This is a genomic window from Streptomyces dysideae (genome assembly GCF_001514305.1).
Classification (GTDB): Bacteria; Actinomycetota; Actinomycetes; order Streptomycetales; family Streptomycetaceae; genus Streptomyces; species Streptomyces dysideae.
Genome location: NZ_KQ949097.1, coordinates 48864 through 67446, shown reverse-complemented (window position 1 = coordinate 67446; position 18583 = coordinate 48864). Strand labels below are relative to the sequence as shown.

Annotated in this window: 16 protein-coding genes; 10 read left to right on the top strand and 6 right to left on the bottom strand. The window is 70.4% G+C overall.

Annotated elements, in window-relative coordinates:
* Positions 1-168: 168 nt before the first annotated feature.
* From AQJ91_RS30420 to AQJ91_RS30400, 5 genes are all read right to left on the bottom strand, one after another.
* The gene (locus AQJ91_RS30420) at positions 169-1602 is read right to left on the bottom strand and encodes a flotillin family protein (protein WP_067027900.1); all 1434 of its coding nucleotides are present in this window, start codon (positions 1600-1602) and stop codon (positions 169-171) included.
* Positions 1603-1694: 92 nt separating this feature from the next.
* The gene (locus tag AQJ91_RS30415; protein WP_067027899.1) at positions 1695-2210 is read right to left on the bottom strand and encodes a hypothetical protein; all 516 of its coding nucleotides are present in this window, start codon (positions 2208-2210) and stop codon (positions 1695-1697) included.
* A 112-nt stretch (positions 2211-2322) separates the two neighbouring features.
* The gene (locus AQJ91_RS30410; RefSeq protein ID WP_067027898.1) at positions 2323-4275 is read right to left on the bottom strand and encodes an NAD-binding protein; all 1953 of its coding nucleotides are present in this window, start codon (positions 4273-4275) and stop codon (positions 2323-2325) included.
* A 16-nt stretch (positions 4276-4291) separates the two neighbouring features.
* Positions 4292-5590 (bottom strand): ArsB/NhaD family transporter, encoded by a 1299-nt coding sequence (locus AQJ91_RS30405; RefSeq protein WP_067027897.1) that lies wholly within the window; start codon positions 5588-5590, stop codon positions 4292-4294.
* Between the two features lie 75 nt (positions 5591-5665).
* The gene (locus AQJ91_RS30400) at positions 5666-6904 is read right to left on the bottom strand and encodes a cation:proton antiporter (RefSeq protein WP_067027895.1); all 1239 of its coding nucleotides are present in this window, start codon (positions 6902-6904) and stop codon (positions 5666-5668) included.
* A 339-nt stretch (positions 6905-7243) separates the two neighbouring features.
* Here AQJ91_RS30400 and AQJ91_RS30395 point away from each other — a divergent pair, with 339 nt between their 5' ends.
* From AQJ91_RS30395 to AQJ91_RS57485, 10 genes are all read left to right on the top strand, one after another.
* Positions 7244-8635, top strand: a complete 1392-nt coding sequence (locus AQJ91_RS30395; RefSeq protein ID WP_067027893.1) for a TrkH family potassium uptake protein — start codon at positions 7244-7246, stop codon at positions 8633-8635.
* Positions 8628-9350, top strand: coding sequence for a potassium channel family protein (locus tag AQJ91_RS30390; protein WP_079085288.1), 723 nt, complete (start codon positions 8628-8630; stop codon positions 9348-9350). Before AQJ91_RS30395 ends, AQJ91_RS30390 begins: the two co-directional genes overlap by 8 nt.
* Positions 9351-9393: 43 nt before the next feature.
* On the top strand, positions 9394-9567 hold the full coding sequence (locus AQJ91_RS53895; RefSeq protein ID WP_159054688.1) for a hypothetical protein: 174 nt from the start codon (positions 9394-9396) through the stop codon (positions 9565-9567).
* Positions 9564-9653: a K(+)-transporting ATPase subunit F gene (gene kdpF, locus AQJ91_RS30385; protein ID WP_067027891.1), complete on the top strand. Its 90-nt coding sequence runs from the start codon at positions 9564-9566 to the stop codon at positions 9651-9653. The genes AQJ91_RS53895 and kdpF overlap by 4 nt, the downstream gene beginning before the upstream one ends.
* Before the next feature lie 8 nt (positions 9654-9661).
* Positions 9662-11326 (top strand): potassium-transporting ATPase subunit KdpA, encoded by a 1665-nt coding sequence (gene kdpA / locus AQJ91_RS30380; protein ID WP_067027889.1) that lies wholly within the window; start codon positions 9662-9664, stop codon positions 11324-11326.
* Positions 11327-11400: 74 nt separating this feature from the next.
* Positions 11401-13512: a potassium-transporting ATPase subunit KdpB gene (gene kdpB / locus AQJ91_RS30375; protein WP_067028037.1), complete on the top strand. Its 2112-nt coding sequence runs from the start codon at positions 11401-11403 to the stop codon at positions 13510-13512.
* A gap of 6 nt (positions 13513-13518) precedes the next feature.
* A complete protein-coding gene (kdpC, locus tag AQJ91_RS30370; RefSeq protein ID WP_067027887.1) occupies positions 13519-14130 on the top strand; it encodes a potassium-transporting ATPase subunit KdpC in 612 nt (203 codons plus the stop codon).
* A 159-nt stretch (positions 14131-14289) separates the two neighbouring features.
* Positions 14290-14424, top strand: coding sequence for a hypothetical protein (locus tag AQJ91_RS57490; protein ID WP_267891248.1), 135 nt, complete (start codon positions 14290-14292; stop codon positions 14422-14424).
* An 80-nt stretch (positions 14425-14504) separates the two neighbouring features.
* The gene (locus AQJ91_RS30365) at positions 14505-15380 is read left to right on the top strand and encodes a DUF4232 domain-containing protein (protein ID WP_067027885.1); all 876 of its coding nucleotides are present in this window, start codon (positions 14505-14507) and stop codon (positions 15378-15380) included.
* Positions 15377-15499, top strand: a complete 123-nt coding sequence (locus AQJ91_RS57485; protein ID WP_267891247.1) for a hypothetical protein — start codon at positions 15377-15379, stop codon at positions 15497-15499. Before AQJ91_RS30365 ends, AQJ91_RS57485 begins: the two co-directional genes overlap by 4 nt.
* Before the next feature lie 33 nt (positions 15500-15532).
* Here the strand turns inward: AQJ91_RS57485 and AQJ91_RS30360 are convergent, their stop codons facing one another.
* Positions 15533-18481 carry a glycosyl hydrolase 115 family protein gene (locus AQJ91_RS30360; protein WP_067027884.1) on the bottom strand — a complete coding sequence of 983 codons (2949 nt, stop codon included), beginning with the start codon at positions 18479-18481 and terminating at the stop codon, positions 15533-15535.
* Positions 18482-18583 lie beyond the last annotated feature (102 nt).

Below are 18583 nucleotides of genomic sequence, written 5' to 3'. Positions count from 1 at the left end.
GCGGGTGAGCCGGGCGGCGGAGTTGTCTCGCCGTCCACACCGTGCTCGTGTTCCCACTGAAGGCCGGCGGGATCGACTGACCGACTCACCGGGCCGTGGCAACGACGTGAGCCCGGGCGGTCCTCGGACCGCCCGGGCTCACGCTCGTGGCAATTCCTGCTGCCGAGGTCAGCCGGTGACCTCGATCTTGCCGTTGGCGTCCACGGGCGCCGTGCTCGCGGACTGCGTGCCGTCGCCCCGCCGGGTGATGCCCTTCAGGAGTTCGGCGAGGTCGACTCCCGTGGTGGAGCTGAGGAGTTCGACGCCCTGGGCGACGTTGTCGGCGACCGTACGGGACAGCTGGCTCGCCCCGTCCGTGGAGATGACCGTCATCTTGTCCACCGCACTGAGCGGCTCGGACGCCTTGGCGACCACCTGCGGCAGCACCTCGACGACCATCTGCAGCACGGCCGCGTCGCCGTACTGCGCGAACGCGTCGGCCTTCTTCCGCATGGCCTCGGCCTCGGCGGCACCCTTGGCGCCGATCGCGGCGGCCTCCGCCTCGCCCTCGATACGGACGGCGTCGGCGAGCGCGGCACGGTGCGCCTTCTCGCCCTCACCGGTGAGCCGGGACCGCTGTGCGTCCGCCTCTGCCTGCTTGACCAGCGCGATACGGCGGGCCTCGGCCTCCTGCTCGGCCTGGTAGCGGGCGGCGTCGGCGGGCTTGCGGATCTTGGTGTCCAGCTCACGGTCGGTCAGCGCAGCCTGCCGCTCGGCGACCTTCTCCTGCTCGGCCAGCACCTCCTGCGACCGGGCCGCCTCGGCCAGCGGACCGGCCGCCGCCGCACGGGCCGCGGCCTCGTCGGTCTCGGCCTTGATCTCGGCCTGCTTCAGCGCGAACGTCCGCTGCGCGATGGCGATCTCTTCCTCGGCCTTGAGCCGGGCCTGCTCGGCGGCGCGCCGCGCGACGGCCTCGGCGATGTCGGCCTCCTGCTTGGCGCGGGCGGCCTCCGGGCGGCCGAGGTCCTCCAGGTAGGAGCCCTCGGTGGTGATGTCCTGGATCTGGAAGGCGTCCAGCACCAGGCCCTGCCCGGACAGGCTCGCCTCCGCCTCCTCGGCGACCTGCCCGGCGAACACGGCGCGGTCGCGGATGATGTCCTCCACCGACATACGGCCGACGATGGCGCGCAGCGCGCCGGAGAGCACTTCCTGGGTGAAGCCGACGATGCCGTCCTGCTGCATCAGGAACCGCTGGGCGGCGGCGCGGATCGAGTCCTCGGTACCGCCCACCTTGACGATGGCGACACCCTCCAGGTGCGCCTTCACACCGCGCAGCGTGACCGCTCCGCGCACCGCCACCGGGATGTGCCGCGAGGACAGGTCGAGGGTGAACTTCTGCTGCACGAACGGCACGACGAACACACCGCCGCCGACCACGACCTTCTGCCCGCTGTTGTCGGTGAACACCCGGCCCGTCTCCGGATCGGTGGACTTCTTGCCGCGCCGCCCGGTGACGATGAACGCCTCGCTCGGCCCCGCCACCTTGTAGCGGGTGACGACGACCAGAGCGAGCAGCACCAGGAGTACGACGACTCCGGCGACCGCGATGACGACAGGACTCATGACAGTGCCCCCTATTTTTATCGAGTGCTTGACCCCAGTGCGCGGGGCAGAACGAATACGTATGAACAAAGATGGTGTGAACGGGCCAGGGCTCAGCGTTCGACGGGCCGTACCTTCACGGAGGTCGCGGACAGGGCTTCCTCGACCCACACCTCGGTACCGCGCTCGATGCCGACGGCGCTCTTGGCGGCGTACTTCACCGGCTGGCCCGCCAGGTACAGCAGCACCTCGCCGTAGCCGTCGGCGGGAATCGCGGTGACCACCGAGCCGGAACTGCCCACTAGGTCCGTGCCGCGCGGGGTGGAGCCGGGCTCCTCCCGCATCAGGGCCCGGCTCAGCCGCCAGGTCAGCCAGCCCGTCCCGACACCCGCGCCCGCACCCACGGCAGTCGCCGCGCCGGCCCCGAGCCCCGTAGTGCCGAGGGCGATCGCCCCGCCGAAGCCGAGCATCGAGATGAATCCGGCGATGACGGGAAGCGACAGCAGCCCGTCGAACAGCCCGTCCAGCGCGCTGACGCCGTCGAAGAGTCCCTCGAGGACACCGTCGAAGACGAGCGCGAGCACCAGCAGGACGACCCCCGCGATGCCGAGACCCAGAAACACCGTCACTGGTGCCACCTCCCCCGTTACGTCCACACCACGTTTCGGTCATGCTCTCATGGGCATGGCAGGGCGGTCATTGCCGGGTTTCGGAAGTCTCTGCGCAGCTTGAGTGCCTGACCTAGGCGTCCGCGGGCCGTGTCCCACGGCGTGGCTGTCGGCCGAGGAGTTCGGCCAGGCCCTGGCGGGTGGTGGCGAGGACCACGCGGTCCTGGGGGCGCAGGACGTAGCCGGGGTGGAGCTCCCACACGAGTCCCGCGGGGCGGCCGGTGCCGTCGTGCGCCGGGGTGGTGGCGAGGTCGGGGAGACGGTCGTCCGGTGCCGCGGTGTCCAGGGCGAGAACCCGCCAGGCTCCGGGGCGGAAGGACTCGGCGATGGTGCGCCCTTCGAGCTGCGGATGTCCGGCGACATCGAGGGCGGCGAACAGGAGGACACGGCGTTCGACGGGGATGGCGCCCAGGATCTGACGGCCCATCATCGCCCCGGCGAAGGCGGGGGCCGCGAGGGTGGAGACACTGCGGCTGCGGGTCAGCGCGCCCGGGTGGGCGGCGCGCAGGGTGCGGTACACCGCGGTGGCGAAGTCGTCGTCGTAGAGCCGCAGCGCGGCCCGCAGGTCCGGCTTGACCGAGCGGGCGTACAGGGCGGCTTCGAGGTTGGTGGTGTCACTGCTGGTCAGGGCCAGCAGGGAGTGGGCGCGACGGACCTTGGCCGCCTCCAGGACACCCTCCTGTGTGACGTCCCCGATGACGACCGGTACCCGCTGGCGACGGGCGACCGGGATACCGCGCGCCTCCGGGTCCTCCTCCACGCACACCACCGGGATGCCCAGTTCCGTCAGCCGGGACAGCACCCGGGTGCCCACCTTGCCGAGGCCCAGCAGAACCACATGGCCGGACAGCCCGCGCGGCGGGCGGCGCAGGGCGGACGCGGTGCGGAAGGTACCGAGCGCCTCCAAGGCGGCCGCGAGCAGGACAGGCAGAAAAAGTAACCCGGCCAGCCCGGACAGGAGTTGCAGCACCTGACGGGACGTCGGCTCGTCGAGCGCCGGGTCGTTGATGGCGAACAGGTCGAGCAGCGTGAGGTATCCCGCGTGCAGCGGATGCCGCTGCTCGCTGGTCAGCCAGGTCGTCACCGCCAGCCCCAGCACGCAGATCCCCAGCCCGGCCAGCGACCAGCGCAGCCGGCGTGAGAAGAGCTGACCGAGCGGGAGGCCGCGGCCCGTCAGGCGCCCCGGCGGGGGAGCGGAGCCGGTGTGCGCGACCGTCTCCAGGACCACCGTGCCCCGCCCGGTCGCCGCCGCCACCGTCTCGTCGTCCGGCAGCAGCGTCGGCCCCTCCCGGCCGCTGGCGTCCGAACCCTCCGCGCCGGCCGGGTCGTTGGTGGTCGACGACAGCAGGGCGAGCGTGCACAGCCCGGGGTCGGCGACCTCGCCGCGGGCCGGCGGGGTGCGCTCCACGGCGCGCAGCAGCAGCCCGTCGGCCTGCACGACCTTGCTGGTGCCGGCGATGGCGGTGGCCGCGAGTGCGGGCGCCGCCGTGTCCGCGTCCGACAGGACCGTGGTGGAGGTGTCCAGGGCCGCCGGATCCAGGCCGGGGACGGCGAGGGCGGCGGCCTGGTCGAGAAGTTCCTCCAGGTGTTGGCCGAGCTTGCGGTTGTAGAGCCGGATCACCAGCCGCAGCCGCGGGTTGAGGCGGCGGGCGGCGAGCGCCGTGTGGATGTTGGTCTCGTCGTCGTCGTGCACCAGCGCCAGCGCGGCAGCCTCACGCACGCCCGCCTCGGTGAGGACGGCCGCGTCGAGCGTGTCGGCCTCGATCACACGAGGAGCGTCGAGGGCCCCGCCGGTGAGCGTGTCGTCCGTGCGGTTGATGACGGCCTGCATCCGGCCGAGCAGGGCCGACACCCGCGCCGACCCCGCTGCGCCGGGCCGCCGCGCGGCCGGTACGACGAGGGTGATCCGCTCCCGGTACACCGCACGCAGCTCGGCGGCCAGCCGTTCGGCGAGCGCGTCGTCACCGGCCACGATCATGTGACCCGGCCGCACGGCCGCGCGAGCCGGCTGGGGGAAGACGACCATGCCGTGCAGCCTCCCGTCAGGCGAGTGTGAAGTACCGCAGCCACACGTACACCGCCGAGAGCGCCACGGTGACGACGGTGACGACCAGACCGTACTTGGTGAACTGCCAGAAGGAGATGGGCTGGCGGTTGCGTTCCGCGATGCCGAGGACGACCACGTTGGCGCTCGCGCCGATCGCGGTGGCGTTGCCGCCGAGGTCCGCGCCGATGGCCAGCGCCCACCACATGACGTGGGTACCCGAACCGCCCATGCTCTCCACCAGGTCGGACGTGATCGGTGCCATGGTGGCGACGTAGGGGATGTTGTCCACGATGCCGGACAGCACGGCCGAGGCGCTCAGCAGCAGCATGGAGCCGCCGAGTTCGTTGTCGCCGATGGCGTCGGCGAGGGACTTGGAGATCTCACCGATGACGCCGGTCTCGATGAGGCCGCCGATCATGATGAACAGCCCGGCGAAGAACGCCAGCGTCGGCCACTCGACCTCGCCGAGGACCTCGCCGGTTTCCACGGCGGAGATCGCGATCAGCAGACCCGCGCCGAGCAGGGCGACGACGCTGGGCTCGTAGTGCAGCACCGGGTGCAGGACGAACCCGGCCACCACCAGGACCAGCACCACCAGACCCTGGACGAGGAGGCGGGGATCCTTGATGGCCTCCTTCTCCTCCAGGGCCATGACCTCGGCGGCGCGGGACTCGTCGTAGACGAAGGCCTTGCGGAACATGACCCGGCACATCACGACGAGCACCACGGTGAGGACCACGGACAGCGGGGCGAGGTGGACGAGGAAGTCGTTGAAGGTCAGGCCGGCCCGGCTGGCGATGATGATGTTGGGCGGGTCGCCGACGAGGGTCGCCATACCGCCGATGTTCGAGGCCATCACCTCGGCGATGAGGAAGGGCGCGGCGGGCAGCGAGAGCCGCTCGCACACCAGCAGCGTCACCGGCGCGATCAGCAGCACCGTGGTGACGTTGTCCAGCAGCGCCGAGGCGGCGGCGGTGATCACGACGAGCATCACCATGACCCGGAAGGGTTTGGCTCGCGCCCGCTTCACCGCCCAGATCGCCAGATACTCGAACATACCGGTCTTCTTGAGCACGCCGACGATCATCATCATGCCGAGCAGCAGGAAGATGACGTTCCAGTCGACTCCGCTGTGCTCGGAGAAGAAGGCTGACTTGTCGTCGGTGGCGCCGATCGCCAGCATCAGCGCGGCGCCGCCCAGGGCGGCACCGACGCGATGGATCTTCTCGCTGATGATCAGCCCGTAGGTGACCACGAAGACGGCGATAGCCGCCCAGCTCTGCCAGCCGTTCACGTTCCTCCGATGATTCGTTCCTTCATGCGGGCGACCGTCATGGCGCCGGCCGACCGGGGTTGGTCACCGCCGCCTTCAAGCGCCGACATGGTCGGCCTCTTCCTTGGGTTTACGGGGTGCCGGTGTGCCGCCGGGAACACCGGCGAGGTCGTCGACGTGGAAGAGCCGTGCGATCGGCACGTCCGTCGAGCTGTGCGCGATGATCGAGAAGGCGATGCACACGGCGATGAGCGTGAACGCCTCCTCGCCCTGCGGGATCCCGGCCTGGAGCACCAGCAGCCCGTACACCACCGAGGCGAAGCCCTTCGGCCCGAACCAGGCGGCGACCAGCTTCTCCTGCCTGGTGAACCGGGTGCCGACCAGCGACAGTAGCAGCGAGGCCGGCCGGATCAGCACGATGGCGAGGAGCACCACGACGTACCCGCCGAAGGACAGGTCGCCGAACAGCGACGGCGTCAGCAGCGCGCCGAACACCAGCAGGGCCGCGAACTTGGCCAGCTCCGCCAGCGCCTCGCCCAGCGGCTCGAAGGCATCCTTCGCCTCCAGCGAGCGCGCGGTGAGCACCGCGCCCGCCGAGAACGCGGCGAGGTAGGGGTTGGCGTGCGTGAGGTGGCACAGCGCGTACAGGATCACACCGATCGCCAGCGGCAGCAGCGGCTGCAGCTTGGGCTCGGCGCCCAGGTGCCGGAACCGTACGAGCTCGACCACCGCGAACGGGATGACGACGCCGAAGACCAGGCCGAGGACCAGCTCCAGGGCGATCTTCCCGAGGTCGGCCTCGGCGTGCCCGGACGTCGGCCCGGCGGTGGCGATCAGGATGAGCACCACCGGCAGGGCGAGCCCGTCGTTGATGCCGCTCTCCACGTTCAGCAACTGCCGCAGCTTCGACGGGACTTCCTTGCGGCCGACGATCGCGGAGGCGAACACCGGGTCGGTCGGCGCGAGGACCGCGCCCACCAGGAAGGACGTCGTCCAGTCCAGGCCCACCAGGAAGTGCGTGATCAGCGCCATACCGACGAACGCGAGCGGCATACCGAGCCCGAGCGCGCGGGCCGGGTTGCGCCAGTTGGCGCGCAGCTTCGGGAAGGAGACGTGCATGCCGTCGGTGAACAGCACCGCGAACAGCGCCAGGTCGGCCGTCACGGACACGATCTCGCTGTCCGGCGTGATGTGGATCAGCCCGAGGAACCCGTCACTGACGAGTGCCCCGCCGACCAGGAAGAGAAAGGAGGTGGACAGAACCGTCCGGGCGGCCAGCCCGGACAGGAGCACCGCGATGAGCAGCGCCACTCCGAACACCACGACGAGCACCATGACCCGAACTCCGATCGGCGAGAAAAGAGAGTTGTCTTCAAACCGCCGACCAGGCTTCCCGGCACACCGCTGGGAACCCTACACGTTCTTTACGCGGCACTGACAGGTCCCTGGCGCGCAGTTTGGCACACCGGATCTTGCCGGATTCCGGCATGATCCGCCGGGTCTGCCCGGCCCCCGCTCCGCGGCGCACCGCCGTACGACCGGAGTAGGCCCCAACAGCGGCCGGACGGTGGAATCGGGCCAGGTCGGGGTAGGGTGACGGCCGCCGGAATCTTGACGGAATCACGGCACGGTCCCTACGAAACCTTGACGGATCCCGACGCAGGAAGGCAGCCGGTGACAGTAAGCACTGCGCGGGCACGCCAGCTCTCGAAGGCGTGGCGGTCGCTGATCACCGCGCACCCGGCGCGAACGGTCGTCATGGCCTTCGCCGCCGTGATCGTGCTCGGCACGGTGCTGCTCATGCTGCCGGTCGCCACTCAGGGCCAGGCCCCTGCCGACCTGCTGACCGCGCTGTTCACCTCCACCTCGGCCGTGTGCGTGACGGGTCTCGTCGTCGTGGACACCGCCACGTACTGGAGCGGCTTCGGCGAGGGCGTGATCCTCGTACTGATCCAGGTCGGCGGCTTCGGCATCATGACGATGGCCTCCCTGCTCGCCCTGCTGGTCTCCGGGAAGCTGCGGCTGCGGATGCAGCTCACCGCGCAGGCGGAGACCAAGAGCCTTGGCATCGGCAACGTACGCCGGGTGCTGATCGGCGTGGCCGGAACCACCCTGGCCGTGGAACTCGCGGTCGGCGCCGTCCTCTCCCTGCGCTTCCGCTTCGGCTACGACCGCTCCATCGGCGACTCCGTCCACCTCGGCTACTTCCACGCCGTGTCCGCCTTCAACAACGCCGGCTTCGGACTGCACGCCGACAGCCTCGTCGGATACGTCGGGGACCCCTGGGTGATGCTGCCCATCGCCGCGGCCGTGATCCTCGGCGGACTGGGCTTCCCGGTGCTGCTGGAACTGCTGCGGCACCGCGAGCGCCGCCGCACCACCGGCCACCGCAACTGGTCGCTGCACGCCAAGCTCACCCTGATCACCACCGCCGCCCTGCTCGCCGCCGGCACCCTGCTGACCTGTCTGCTGGAGTGGACCAACAACGGCACGCTGGGCCCCCTCGACTGGCCCGAGAAGCTCCTGGCCGGCTTCTTCCACTCCACGATGACCCGGACCGCCGGCTTCAACTCCGTCGACATCGGAGCGATGCACGCCGCCACCCTCCTGTTCACCTGCATGCTGATGTTCGTCGGCGGCGGCAGCGCGGGCACCGCGGGCGGCATCAAGGTCGGCACGTTCGCGGTGCTGGCCGTCGCGATCATTGCCGAGGTGCGCGGCGAGCCCAACTCCGCCGTACTGGGCCGCAAGCTGGCCCCGCACGTCCTGCGCCAGGCCCTGACCGTGGCGCTGCTCGGCGTCGGCCTGGTCATGGCCGCCACGCTCGCCCTGCTCAGTACCACCTCGCTACCCTTCGAGAAGGTCCTCTTCGAGGTCGTCTCGGCCTTCGGCACCGTGGGCCTGTCCACCGGCATCACCGCCGACTTCCCGGCCGCCGGGCAGCTGATCCTGATCCTGCTGATGTTCATCGGGCGCCTTGGCCCGGTCACCCTGGTCTCGGCGCTGGCCCTGCGCGAGCGCGCCCGCCGTTACGAACTGCCCGAGGAGCGACCCGTCATTGGCTGACTACCTGCACAAACTGCGTCTGCGCCGCCGCAAGCGGCTGGCCGACCAGCACGCCCAGTCCACCGGCGACCAGCGGGTCGCGGTCATCGGCCTGGGCCGGTTCGGCTCCTCCCTCGCCAACGAGCTGATGCGGCGCGGCTGGGACGTCCTCGGCATCGACATCGACGCCCGCCTGGTCCAGAAGATCAGCGACAGCCTGACGCACTCGGCGGTCGCCGACTGCACCGACCCCGAGGTGCTGCGCCAGCTCGGCGTTCACGAGTTCACCAGCGCCGTCGTCGGTATCGGCACCGACATCGAGGCCAGCATCCTCATCGCCTCCAACCTGTTGGAGGCCGAGGTGCCCAACCTCTGGGCCAAGGCCATCAGCCGCCAGCACGGCCAGATCCTCGAGAGGCTCGGCGTCCACCACGTCGTGCTGCCCGAGCACGAGATGGGCGAACGGGTCGCCCACCTGGTCACCGGGCGGATGCTGGACTTCATCGAGTTCGACGACGACTACGCCCTGGTGAAGACCGTCGCCCCCGACATCGTCACCGGCGTCCCGCTCGGCCAGAGCCAGGTCCGCAGCAAGTACGGCATCACGGTCGTCGGCATCAAACGCCCCGGCGAGGACTTCACCTACGCCACCGCAGAAACGGTCGTCCAGAAGGGCGACGTCATCGTGGTCACCGGCAAGACCTACGCGGTGGAGGCCTTCGCCGAGCTCAGCTGACGCCGAGGCGTATGGAGTGCGTCAAAGGCGTGCGGGGCGCCGTATGGGAGGCGTTAAGGACGGTCGCGGGCGCCTGAAAACGGGGTTCCCTCCAGAGGTCCGCACTCAACCGAACCTCATTCAGGAGCTCACGATGGCCGACGTGGCCTTCGTCGTCATCACGATCGCGGTGTTCGCGCTGGTGGTTCTCGTCGCCAAGGGGGTGGCGAAGCTGTGACCGCCGAGAACATGGTCGGCCTGGTCGTGGCCGTCGCCCTGCTGGGCTATCTCGTCCTCGCCCTGGTCTTCCCGGAGAGGTTCTGAGCACGCCCATGAGCCCCGTCCTTGCCGACGTGCTCCTGGTGGCCGCGCTCATCGGCGCGCTCGCCCTGGTGCACCGTCCTCTCGGCGACTACATGGCCGCCGTCTACTCCGCCAAGAAGCACCTCCGGGTCGAGCGGTGGATCTACCGCTCGGTCGGCGCCGACCCCGACACGGAGATGCGCTGGCCCGCCTACCTGCGCGGCGTCCTGGCGTTCTCCGCGGTGAGCGTGCTGTTCCTCTACCTGCTGCAGCGGGTGCAGGACAGGCTGCCGCTGTCGCTCGGCTTCAAGCCGATCAGCCCGGACCAGGCGTTCAACACGGCCGTCTCCTTCGTGTCCAACACGAACTGGCAGTCGTACTCGGGTGAGACGGCCATGAGCCACGTCACACAAACCGCCGGACTGGCCGTACAGAACTTCGTCTCCGCCGCGGTCGGCATCGCCGTCGCCGTGGCCCTGGTGCGCGGCTTCGCCCGGTCCCGCACAGGGGACCTGGGCAACTTCTGGGCCGACCTGGTGCGCGGCACCGTCCGCATCCTGATCCCGGTCTCCGTGATCGCGGCCCTGCTGCTGATCGCCGCCGGCGCCATCCAGAACTTCGGCGACATCCACACCGTCACCACGCTGACCGGCGACAAGCAGGCCATCAGCCCCGGCGCGGTCGCCTCCCAGGAGGCCATCAAGGACGTGGGCACGAACGGCGGCGGCTTCTTCAACGCCAACAGCGCGCACCCCTTCGAGAACCCCAACGGCTTCACCAACCTGCTGGAGATCTTCCTGCTGCTGGTGATCCCGTTCTCGCTGCCGCGCACCTTCGGCAAGATGGTCGGCAACGTCCGGCAGGGCTACGCGATCGTCGCCGCGATGGGGATCATCTGGTTCGCCGGCGTCGTCGCCGTGACCTGGATCGAGTACGCCCACCCGGGCACCGCCTCGCAGCTCGCCGGCGGCTCGATGGAGGGCAAGGAGCAGCGGTTCGGCGAGGGACCGTCGTCGCTGTTCGCGGTCTCCACGACCATGACCTCGACCGGCTCGGTCAACTCCTTCCACGACTCGTACCAGGGCCTGTCCGGCGGGGTGCTGCTGCTCGGCATGATGCTGGGCGAGATCGCGCCCGGCGGGGTCGGCTCCGGCCTCTACGGCATGCTCGTCATGGCCCTCATCGCGGTGTTCCTCGCCGGTCTGATGGTCGGCCGTACGCCCGAGTACCTGGGCAAGAAGATCGGCACCCGCGAGATCAAGCTGGCGGCCTGCCACATCCTCGTCACCCCGGCGCTGGTGCTGATCGGCACCGCGGTGGCGATGGCCCTGCCGGACGGCAGGGGCGCCATGACCAACATCGGGGCGCACGGCTTCTCCGAGGTCCTGTACGCCTACACGTCCGCGTCCAACAACAACGGCTCCGCCTTCGCGGGCTTCGGCGCCGACACGACCTTCTTCAACACGACGCTGGGTCTGTGCATGGCGCTGGGCCGGTTCCTGCCGATGGTGTTCGTGCTGGCGCTGGCCGGTTCGCTCGCCGAGCAGAAGCCGGTCCCGGCCACCGCGGGCACCCTGCGCACCGAGAAACCGCTGTTCACCGGACTGCTGGTCGGCGCCATCATGATCATCACCGGTCTGACGTTCTTCCCGGCCCTGGCGCTTGGTCCGCTCGCCGAGGGGCTGGCGGCATGACCACCCCCATAAAGAAGACCCCCGTAAAGAAGACGCACAACCAGAAGACTCACATCAAGAAGCAAGAGGACCCGATGTCCACGGTCCCCCCGAACCGGGCGCCGCACCAGGACGTACCGACCGGGCACAGGGCTCCCGAGGGCCGGGTCGGCGCGGGCCTGTTCGAACCCGAGCAGCTCGTCAGGTCGCTGCCGGACGCCTTCCGCAAGCTCGACCCGCAGGTGATGGTCAAGTCGCCCGTCATGTTCGTCGTGCTCGTCGGTTCGGTGGTCACGACCGTGCTGGCGGTCAGGACGCCGGGCGACTGGTTCGGCTGGGTCATCGCCGCCTGGCTGTGGCTGACCGTGGTCTTCGCCAACCTCGCGGAGGCGGTCGCCGAGGGCCGCGGCAAGGCGCAGGCCGACACCCTGCGCAAGGCCAAGACCGACACCGTGGCGCGCCGGCTGCTCAAGGACGGCACGGCCGAGGAGCAGATCCCCGGCACCGAGCTGGGGGTGGGCGATCTGGTCGTCTGCGAGGCCGGCGACATCATCCCGGGCGACGGCGACGTCGTCGAGGGTGTCGCCTCGGTCGACGAGTCGGCGATCACCGGTGAGTCGGCGCCCGTCATCCGGGAGTCCGGCGGCGACCGTTCGGCCGTCACCGGCGGGACGAAGGTGCTGTCCGACCGCATCGTCATCAGGATCACGACGAAGCCGGGAGAGACCTTCATCGACCGGATGATCAACCTGGTCGAGGGCGCCGCCCGGCAGAAGACGCCGAACGAGATCGCGCTGAACATCCTGCTCGCCTCGCTGACCATCGTCTTCCTGCTCGCGGTCGTGACGCTGAAGCCGTTCGCGAGCTACGCGGGGGCCGACCAGCAGACCTCGCTGATCGTGCTCACCGCGCTGCTGGTCTGCCTGATCCCGACCACGATCGGCGCGCTGCTGTCCGCGATCGGCATCGCGGGCATGGACCGGCTGGTCCAGCGCAACGTGCTGGCCATGTCGGGGCGTGCGGTCGAGGCCGCCGGTGACGTCTCGACGCTGCTGCTCGACAAGACCGGCACCATCACGCTCGGCAACCGGCAGGCCGCCGAGTTCGTGCCGGTGCGCGGGACGACCGAGGCCGAGGTCGCCGACGCCGCCCAGCTGTCGTCGCTGGCCGACGAGACGTCCGAGGGCCGCTCCATCGTCGTCCTCGCCAAGGAGAAGTACGGGCTGCGCGAACGCCACCAGGGCGAGCTGGCACACGCCGAGTGGATCGCCTTCACCGCCCAGACCCGGATGTCGGGCGTGGACGTCGACGGGCGCAGGATCCGCAAGGGCGCGGCCGGCTCCGTCATCGCCTGGGTCCGGGAGCAGGGCGGCACCGTCGCCGATGACGCCGACACCCTCGCCGACCGGATATCCGAGGCGGGCGGCACCCCGCTGCTCGTCGCGGCCGAGGACGGCGAGGGCGCCCGGATCCTGGGCGTCATCCACCTCAAGGACGTCGTCAAGGAGGGCATGCGGGAGCGGTTCGAGGAGCTGCGCCGCATGGGCATCAAGACCGTCATGATCACGGGCGACAACCCGCTGACCGCCAAGGCCATCGCCGAGGAAGCAGGCGTCGACGACTTCCTCGCGGAGGCCACGCCCGAGGACAAGATGGCGCTGATCAAACGGGAACAGGCGGGCGGCAGGCTGGTCGCGATGACCGGCGACGGCACCAACGACGCCCCGGCGCTCGCACAGGCCGACGTCGGCGTGGCGATGAACACGGGTACGTCGGCCGCCAAGGAGGCCGGCAACATGGTCGACCTGGACTCCAACCCGACCAAGCTCATCGAGATCGTCGAGATCGGCAAGCAACTCCTCATCACCCGGGGCGCGTTGACGACGTTCTCCATCGCCAACGACGTCGCCAAGTACTTCGCGATCATCCCGGCGATGTTCGCCGTCGCCTACCCGTCGCTGGAAAAGCTCAACATCATGGGCCTGTCTTCACCGGAGTCGGCAATCCTCTCCGCGGTCATCTTCAACGCGCTCGTCATCATCGCCCTCGTGCCGCTCGCCCTGCGCGGCGTGCAGTACCGCCCGATGAGCGCCGACCGGATGCTGCGGCGCAACCTCGGGATCTACGGCCTGGGCGGCCTGATCGCCCCGTTCATCGGCATCAAGATCATCGACCTGCTCATCTCTCTGATCCCCGGCATCGGGTGAAGGACCATGAACAACTCCGTGGTGAACACCGGGCGGATGCTGTGGGCCGCCCTGCGCATGCTCCTCGTCCTCACCGTCGTGACCGGCATCCTCTACCCGCTGATGGTGACCGGCATCGGCCGGCTCGCCTTCCACGACCAGGCCAACGGTTCGATCGTCGAGGTCGACGGCAAGGAGGTCGGCTCGAAGCTGATCGGCCAGAGCTGGAACATCAAGGGCACCGACAAGCCCGACCCGAAGTGGTTCCAGGGACGGCCCTCCCACAGCGGCTACGACCCGCTGGCCACCGGCTCCAGCCAGCTCGGCGCCGACGACCCGGCCCTCGTCAAGGCCGTCGCGGCGGCGAAGAAGCAGGTCGCCGAGTTCAACCACGTACCGGAATCCGCCGTGCCCAAGGACGCCGTCACCGGCTCCGCCTCCGCGATCGACCCGGACATCTCCCCGGCGTACGCGCGGATCCAGGTCCAGCGGGTCGCCGAGGCGAACGGCCTGTCCGTCGCCCAGGTGGAGAAGCTGGTGCGGGAGCACACTCAGGGCCGTACGGCCGGCTTCCTGGGCGAGCCGCGCGTCAACGTCCTCGAACTCAACATCGCGCTGCGGGAACTGGCCGAGCACTGATGGCCTTACGCCCGACCCCGGCCGCATCGACCAAGAGGCGTTGGCGCGTGCGGTCGGCGCGGTCACGACGCGTGTCACATCGCCGGAGGACGCCGTCGCGCAGGCGCGTCGACGGACCTCGCCGCCACCGCGCGCGGGTACGGCTTCGAGGCGGTGACCGTGCGAGCGCACGCGGACCTGAAGGCAGTAGCGGACTGGGTGGCCGGGCCGCGGTCGGCGCCGCTGCTCAACGACGCGAAGGTGGTCGGCGACCGCGGTTCATGGTGGCTGGAAGAGGCCTTTCGCAGGCACTGAGCCGGGCTGTGACAGCCCTGTGACCGGAGGTGTGGCTTCCACCACAGCCCGGTGTGTGTCGCTGCTGATCGACTCGGCGGATGCGCAGCTCCCCGTTCACCCTTCCTTCCGTCGTCGCCGGCGTCCTGCTGCTCGCGGCGTGCGGAACCCAGCAGGCCGGTTCGCAGAGCGACGGCCCGGCTCCGACGGGGGTGTCGGGTTCTCCGAGCGGGCCCGTCGAAACCTGCGGGGAGCCGGAGAGCGGGGTACGGCTCATCCGCCTGGCCGGTGCCGTCGGTGCCGACTGCACCGGGTTCGAGGTGACCAACGACGGGACGGAACCCTTCACCTACACGATCACCTTGAGCTTGCTGTCGGATTCCGGCGGGGTGATGGACAACGCGCAGCAGGTCGTGTCGTCCGTCAAGCCCGGCCAGACGGTGAAACGCAAGGTATTCATGGGCGCGACGACCACCTGGACAGGCCTGGCGATCGCGAAGGTGAGGAGCGTCCCCACCGACGAGGCATCCGCCGAGCGGGGCCCCTGCCCGGCCTCGGGTGTGCGCGTGTACGCCGATCAGGGCAGTGCCGCGATGGGACTGCGCGTCGTGGGACTGCGCCTGGAGAACTGCGGCACCCGCACCTACCAGCTCAACGGCTACCCCCGACTCCAGCCCCTCGACGAGTCGCACAAGCCCGTCGACGGCGTGAGCGTCCTGCGCGGCGGCAGCTCCATCGCCACCGGCACCGGAGCCGACGACACGCCCCAGCCCCTGGCCCTGGCGCCCGGCGAGCGGGCCCGCGCCGGGCTGGTCTGGCGCAACACCACCGAAGCCGGCGTCGGGGACCCGGTCAACGCGCCCTATGTGCGGGTGTGGGCGAAGCCCGGCGCGGCCCCCGTGACGGTCATCCCGGAACTGGACCTGGGGACGACGGGGAAGCTCGCCGTCGGCGCCTGGAAGAAGGACGAGAGGTGACCGGCGCCCCTCGGGTGCCCCTCACCACCGGACGGGCACTCGCGCAGCAGCACCTCGACGGCCCGGGACGCCGGCGCCGTCCGGGTGTCACCGGACGGCGCCGGCGGTTCCGCCGCTGACGGCGGGTACGAAATCCCCGGGGAGCTGACGGTTCAAGCAGGGTCGGGGGCGGGATTGAACCGCGGGTGGTAGCTCTCCGGCGGTGCGAGATAGGTGGCGGGCCGTCCGCCGGTGTCGATGACGATCTGGTCGACCACGATCGCCGGGTCGACCATGAAGAGCCGCAGGACGTGCTCACCCGGTTCGGCGACGGTCACCGGCGCGGTGAGTTTCTCGACCCCGTCCTCCACCTGGCGGGCCCAGGCGTCACCCCGGTTGCCGGTGGCGATGGCCTGTCCCGACAGGACCGTGACGGGCCGGTCGTCCAGGGCGAGGGCCAGTCGGCGGTGGCCGCGCTCGTCGAGGGAGGGCAGCCGGAAGACGGTGACGGGAAAGGTGCCGGTGCTGCTGAAGCGCACCCGGTACCTCAACTCCGGTGCGCGGGTGGCGAAGTCGCCGGTGATCGGCGCCGCCGTCGTGGGCGCCGCCTCCATGGCGGCCGTACGGCGGCCCAGTCCGCGCACGACCCGCCAGCGGGCCCCGCCGCGCGCCACCCGCCGGTCGGCGTGCGCGGCGTCGATCGAGACATACCCGTGGGCCTCGACGAACCCGCGGGCCCGCCTGCGGTCACCGTCGTCGCGCACCCGCAGCGGCACGTCGACGCGCTGCCCGGCCCCGGTGACGGTGACCGTCGCGTCGTGCGCGCCCCCGGGCACCCGTGCCCAGTCGATCTCCACCCACAGCCGGGTCTGCTCGGTGAGGGAGCCGCCCGTCTCACTCATCCGGACCCAGCGGTGACTCGCCTCGGCCGCCCAAGTCAGCGCAACGAAGCCGGTGTTGAAGACGTCCACGAAGCGGCGGTCGCGGGTGACGGAGGAGAAGGACAGGGGACGGGCCGTCCCGGTGTCGTTCCCCTCGGCCGCCACGCCCAGCCCGGACGTCTCCTGCCGGGTCACCCTGGTCACGGTCGGACGGCCCGGCGCCTTGGGGATCTGCGACGGGTACGGGTTGACGATCCCGCTCCATTTCCCGCCCGCCACCTCGGTGTTGTAGCGCGCGGTGAGCGCCGCCTCCTCGGCGTGCGCTGCGTGGGCCAGGTCCGCGAAGCGGTTGGTGCCGGCGCCGCGGCCCTGGCGTACCGCGAGGGCGTTGCGGTCCGCCCAGTAGTACTTGAGCTGCATCAAGTAGGCGCCGTGCACCGGATACTCGACCAGTTCGTAGAAGGCGTCCCGGTAGGCCTCGGGCAGCTCGGCGCCCACCGCCCGGGCCCGCCCCAGCAGCCGGTCGTAGGCGGCCATCCGGCGGCCCGCCTCGTCGCCGTGGTGGATCACGGACAGGATGCCGGGCGCGATGAACTCCGGGCGCAGTTCCGCCGCCAGCCGGTAGTACTCGGTGCGGATCGCGGCGATCTCCCGGCCGTACCGGTGCCCGAACTGGCGCCCGGCCCACTCGGCCAGGAAGTCCTGCACCTCGTCGGCACCCCACCGGTCCACGTCCCAGGCCATGTCCATCGCGAACGACAGACCGGTCTCGATCGACTTGAGGTCACCGACGTTGAAGATCCACATCCGGTCGGCGCCGTGCTCGTAGACCCGTCGCAACTCCTGCCAGACCTTGGCCGGTTGGGTGGTGTCCAGCCACAGATAGCTCTTCGGCCGGCCCCAGTAGGAGAGGTGGTAGTAGATGCCGTTGCCGCCCTCGCGCTCCCGCTCGGCGTCGTCCGGCAGCTGGCGCATGTTGCCGTGGTTGTCGTCCGGCCAGATCAGCGTGACGTCGTCGGGGACCCGGACACCCGCGTTGTAGAGGTCCAGGACCTCCTTGTACGGGATGAAGATCTGCGGCTCGGCCCCGGCGCCGACCTCTTCGGCCAGGATCCGGCGCTGGTCGGCGATGATGTCGTTCATCACGACGACCTTCTCGGGGATGGTCGTCGCGTACTTCGTCTCCAGCGCGCTGTCGTGCAGGCCGCGCATGCCGAGCGTCCAGCTGCTCTCGTACGCCGCGTTCTGCCGGGCTCTGGCTCTCCAGTAGTCGGAGATGACACCGGGGTTCACCGTGTAGTCGTAGACGGGCAGGCTGCCGTCCGTGCCCTGGTGCTCCTCGGCCCACGGCGCCCACTCGTGGACGCCGTTGCGCAGCAGGGCCTCGGGGTGGCTGGAGCCGACGACGATGCCGTAGTGGTCGGCGAGTTCGGGGTTCTCCCGATGCTTGTTGAAGAAGTCGGAGTACGGGTGCATGGCCGGCCACAGGTAGTTGGCCTTGAGGCGGAGCAGCAGCTCGAAGACGCGCCGGTACGTCTCGGGGCCGATGTTCTTGTCCGGCTCCTGGGTGCGGTGGGACCAAGTGGTCAGGTTCTGCTCGTCGTTGATGAAGACGCCCCGGTAACGGACGGACGGCTCGTACCGCTTGAGGGGGCCCGCCGGGACGGTGACGGTGTCGCGATGCTCGACGGGCACGTCGGCCCACCAGTACCAGGGGGAGACGCCGATGCGCTCCGAGGTGTCGTAGATGCCGTAGATCGTGCCGCGCCGGTCGCTGCCCGCGATCACCAGAGCGCGGTCCACACCGGGCAGCGGGCGCTCCACCACCTGGCTCACCGACGCCTCCCAACGGCCCTTCACGCGCGAGACGTTGAGACGTCCGTCGGCGACGAGGCGGTCGACGACCGGGCTGGCACCGATGGTGCCCACCACGACCAGGAGCGCGGCCGACTCCGGCAGTGTCTGCCGCAGCTCGGGGCGGATGCCGGTGACCCGTTCGACGTCCGACCGCAGATCGCCGGCCGCGCGGAGCACGGCGGGGTCGTCCGCAGGGTCGACGTACAGCTCGACGGCGGCGCCGTCCCGCACCAGCGGGAAGCCGGACGCGGCCGCCGACGCGGCTTCGGCGGCCGTGGGAAGCAGGCCGGGGAGCAGGGGGGCCACGCCGACGGCGGCTAACCCCCTCAGGAACGACTTACGGGTCAACGGGTGCGACGGGCCCTGCGGTTCGTGGTGCGGCACGAGACGCTACCTCTCCGCGCCGGGCCCGCGCCAGCTCCTCGCACGGACCTCGGCGGAGCTGGGCGCATGACGGGGGTGCTGGCATGGTCACGCTAGAAAGCG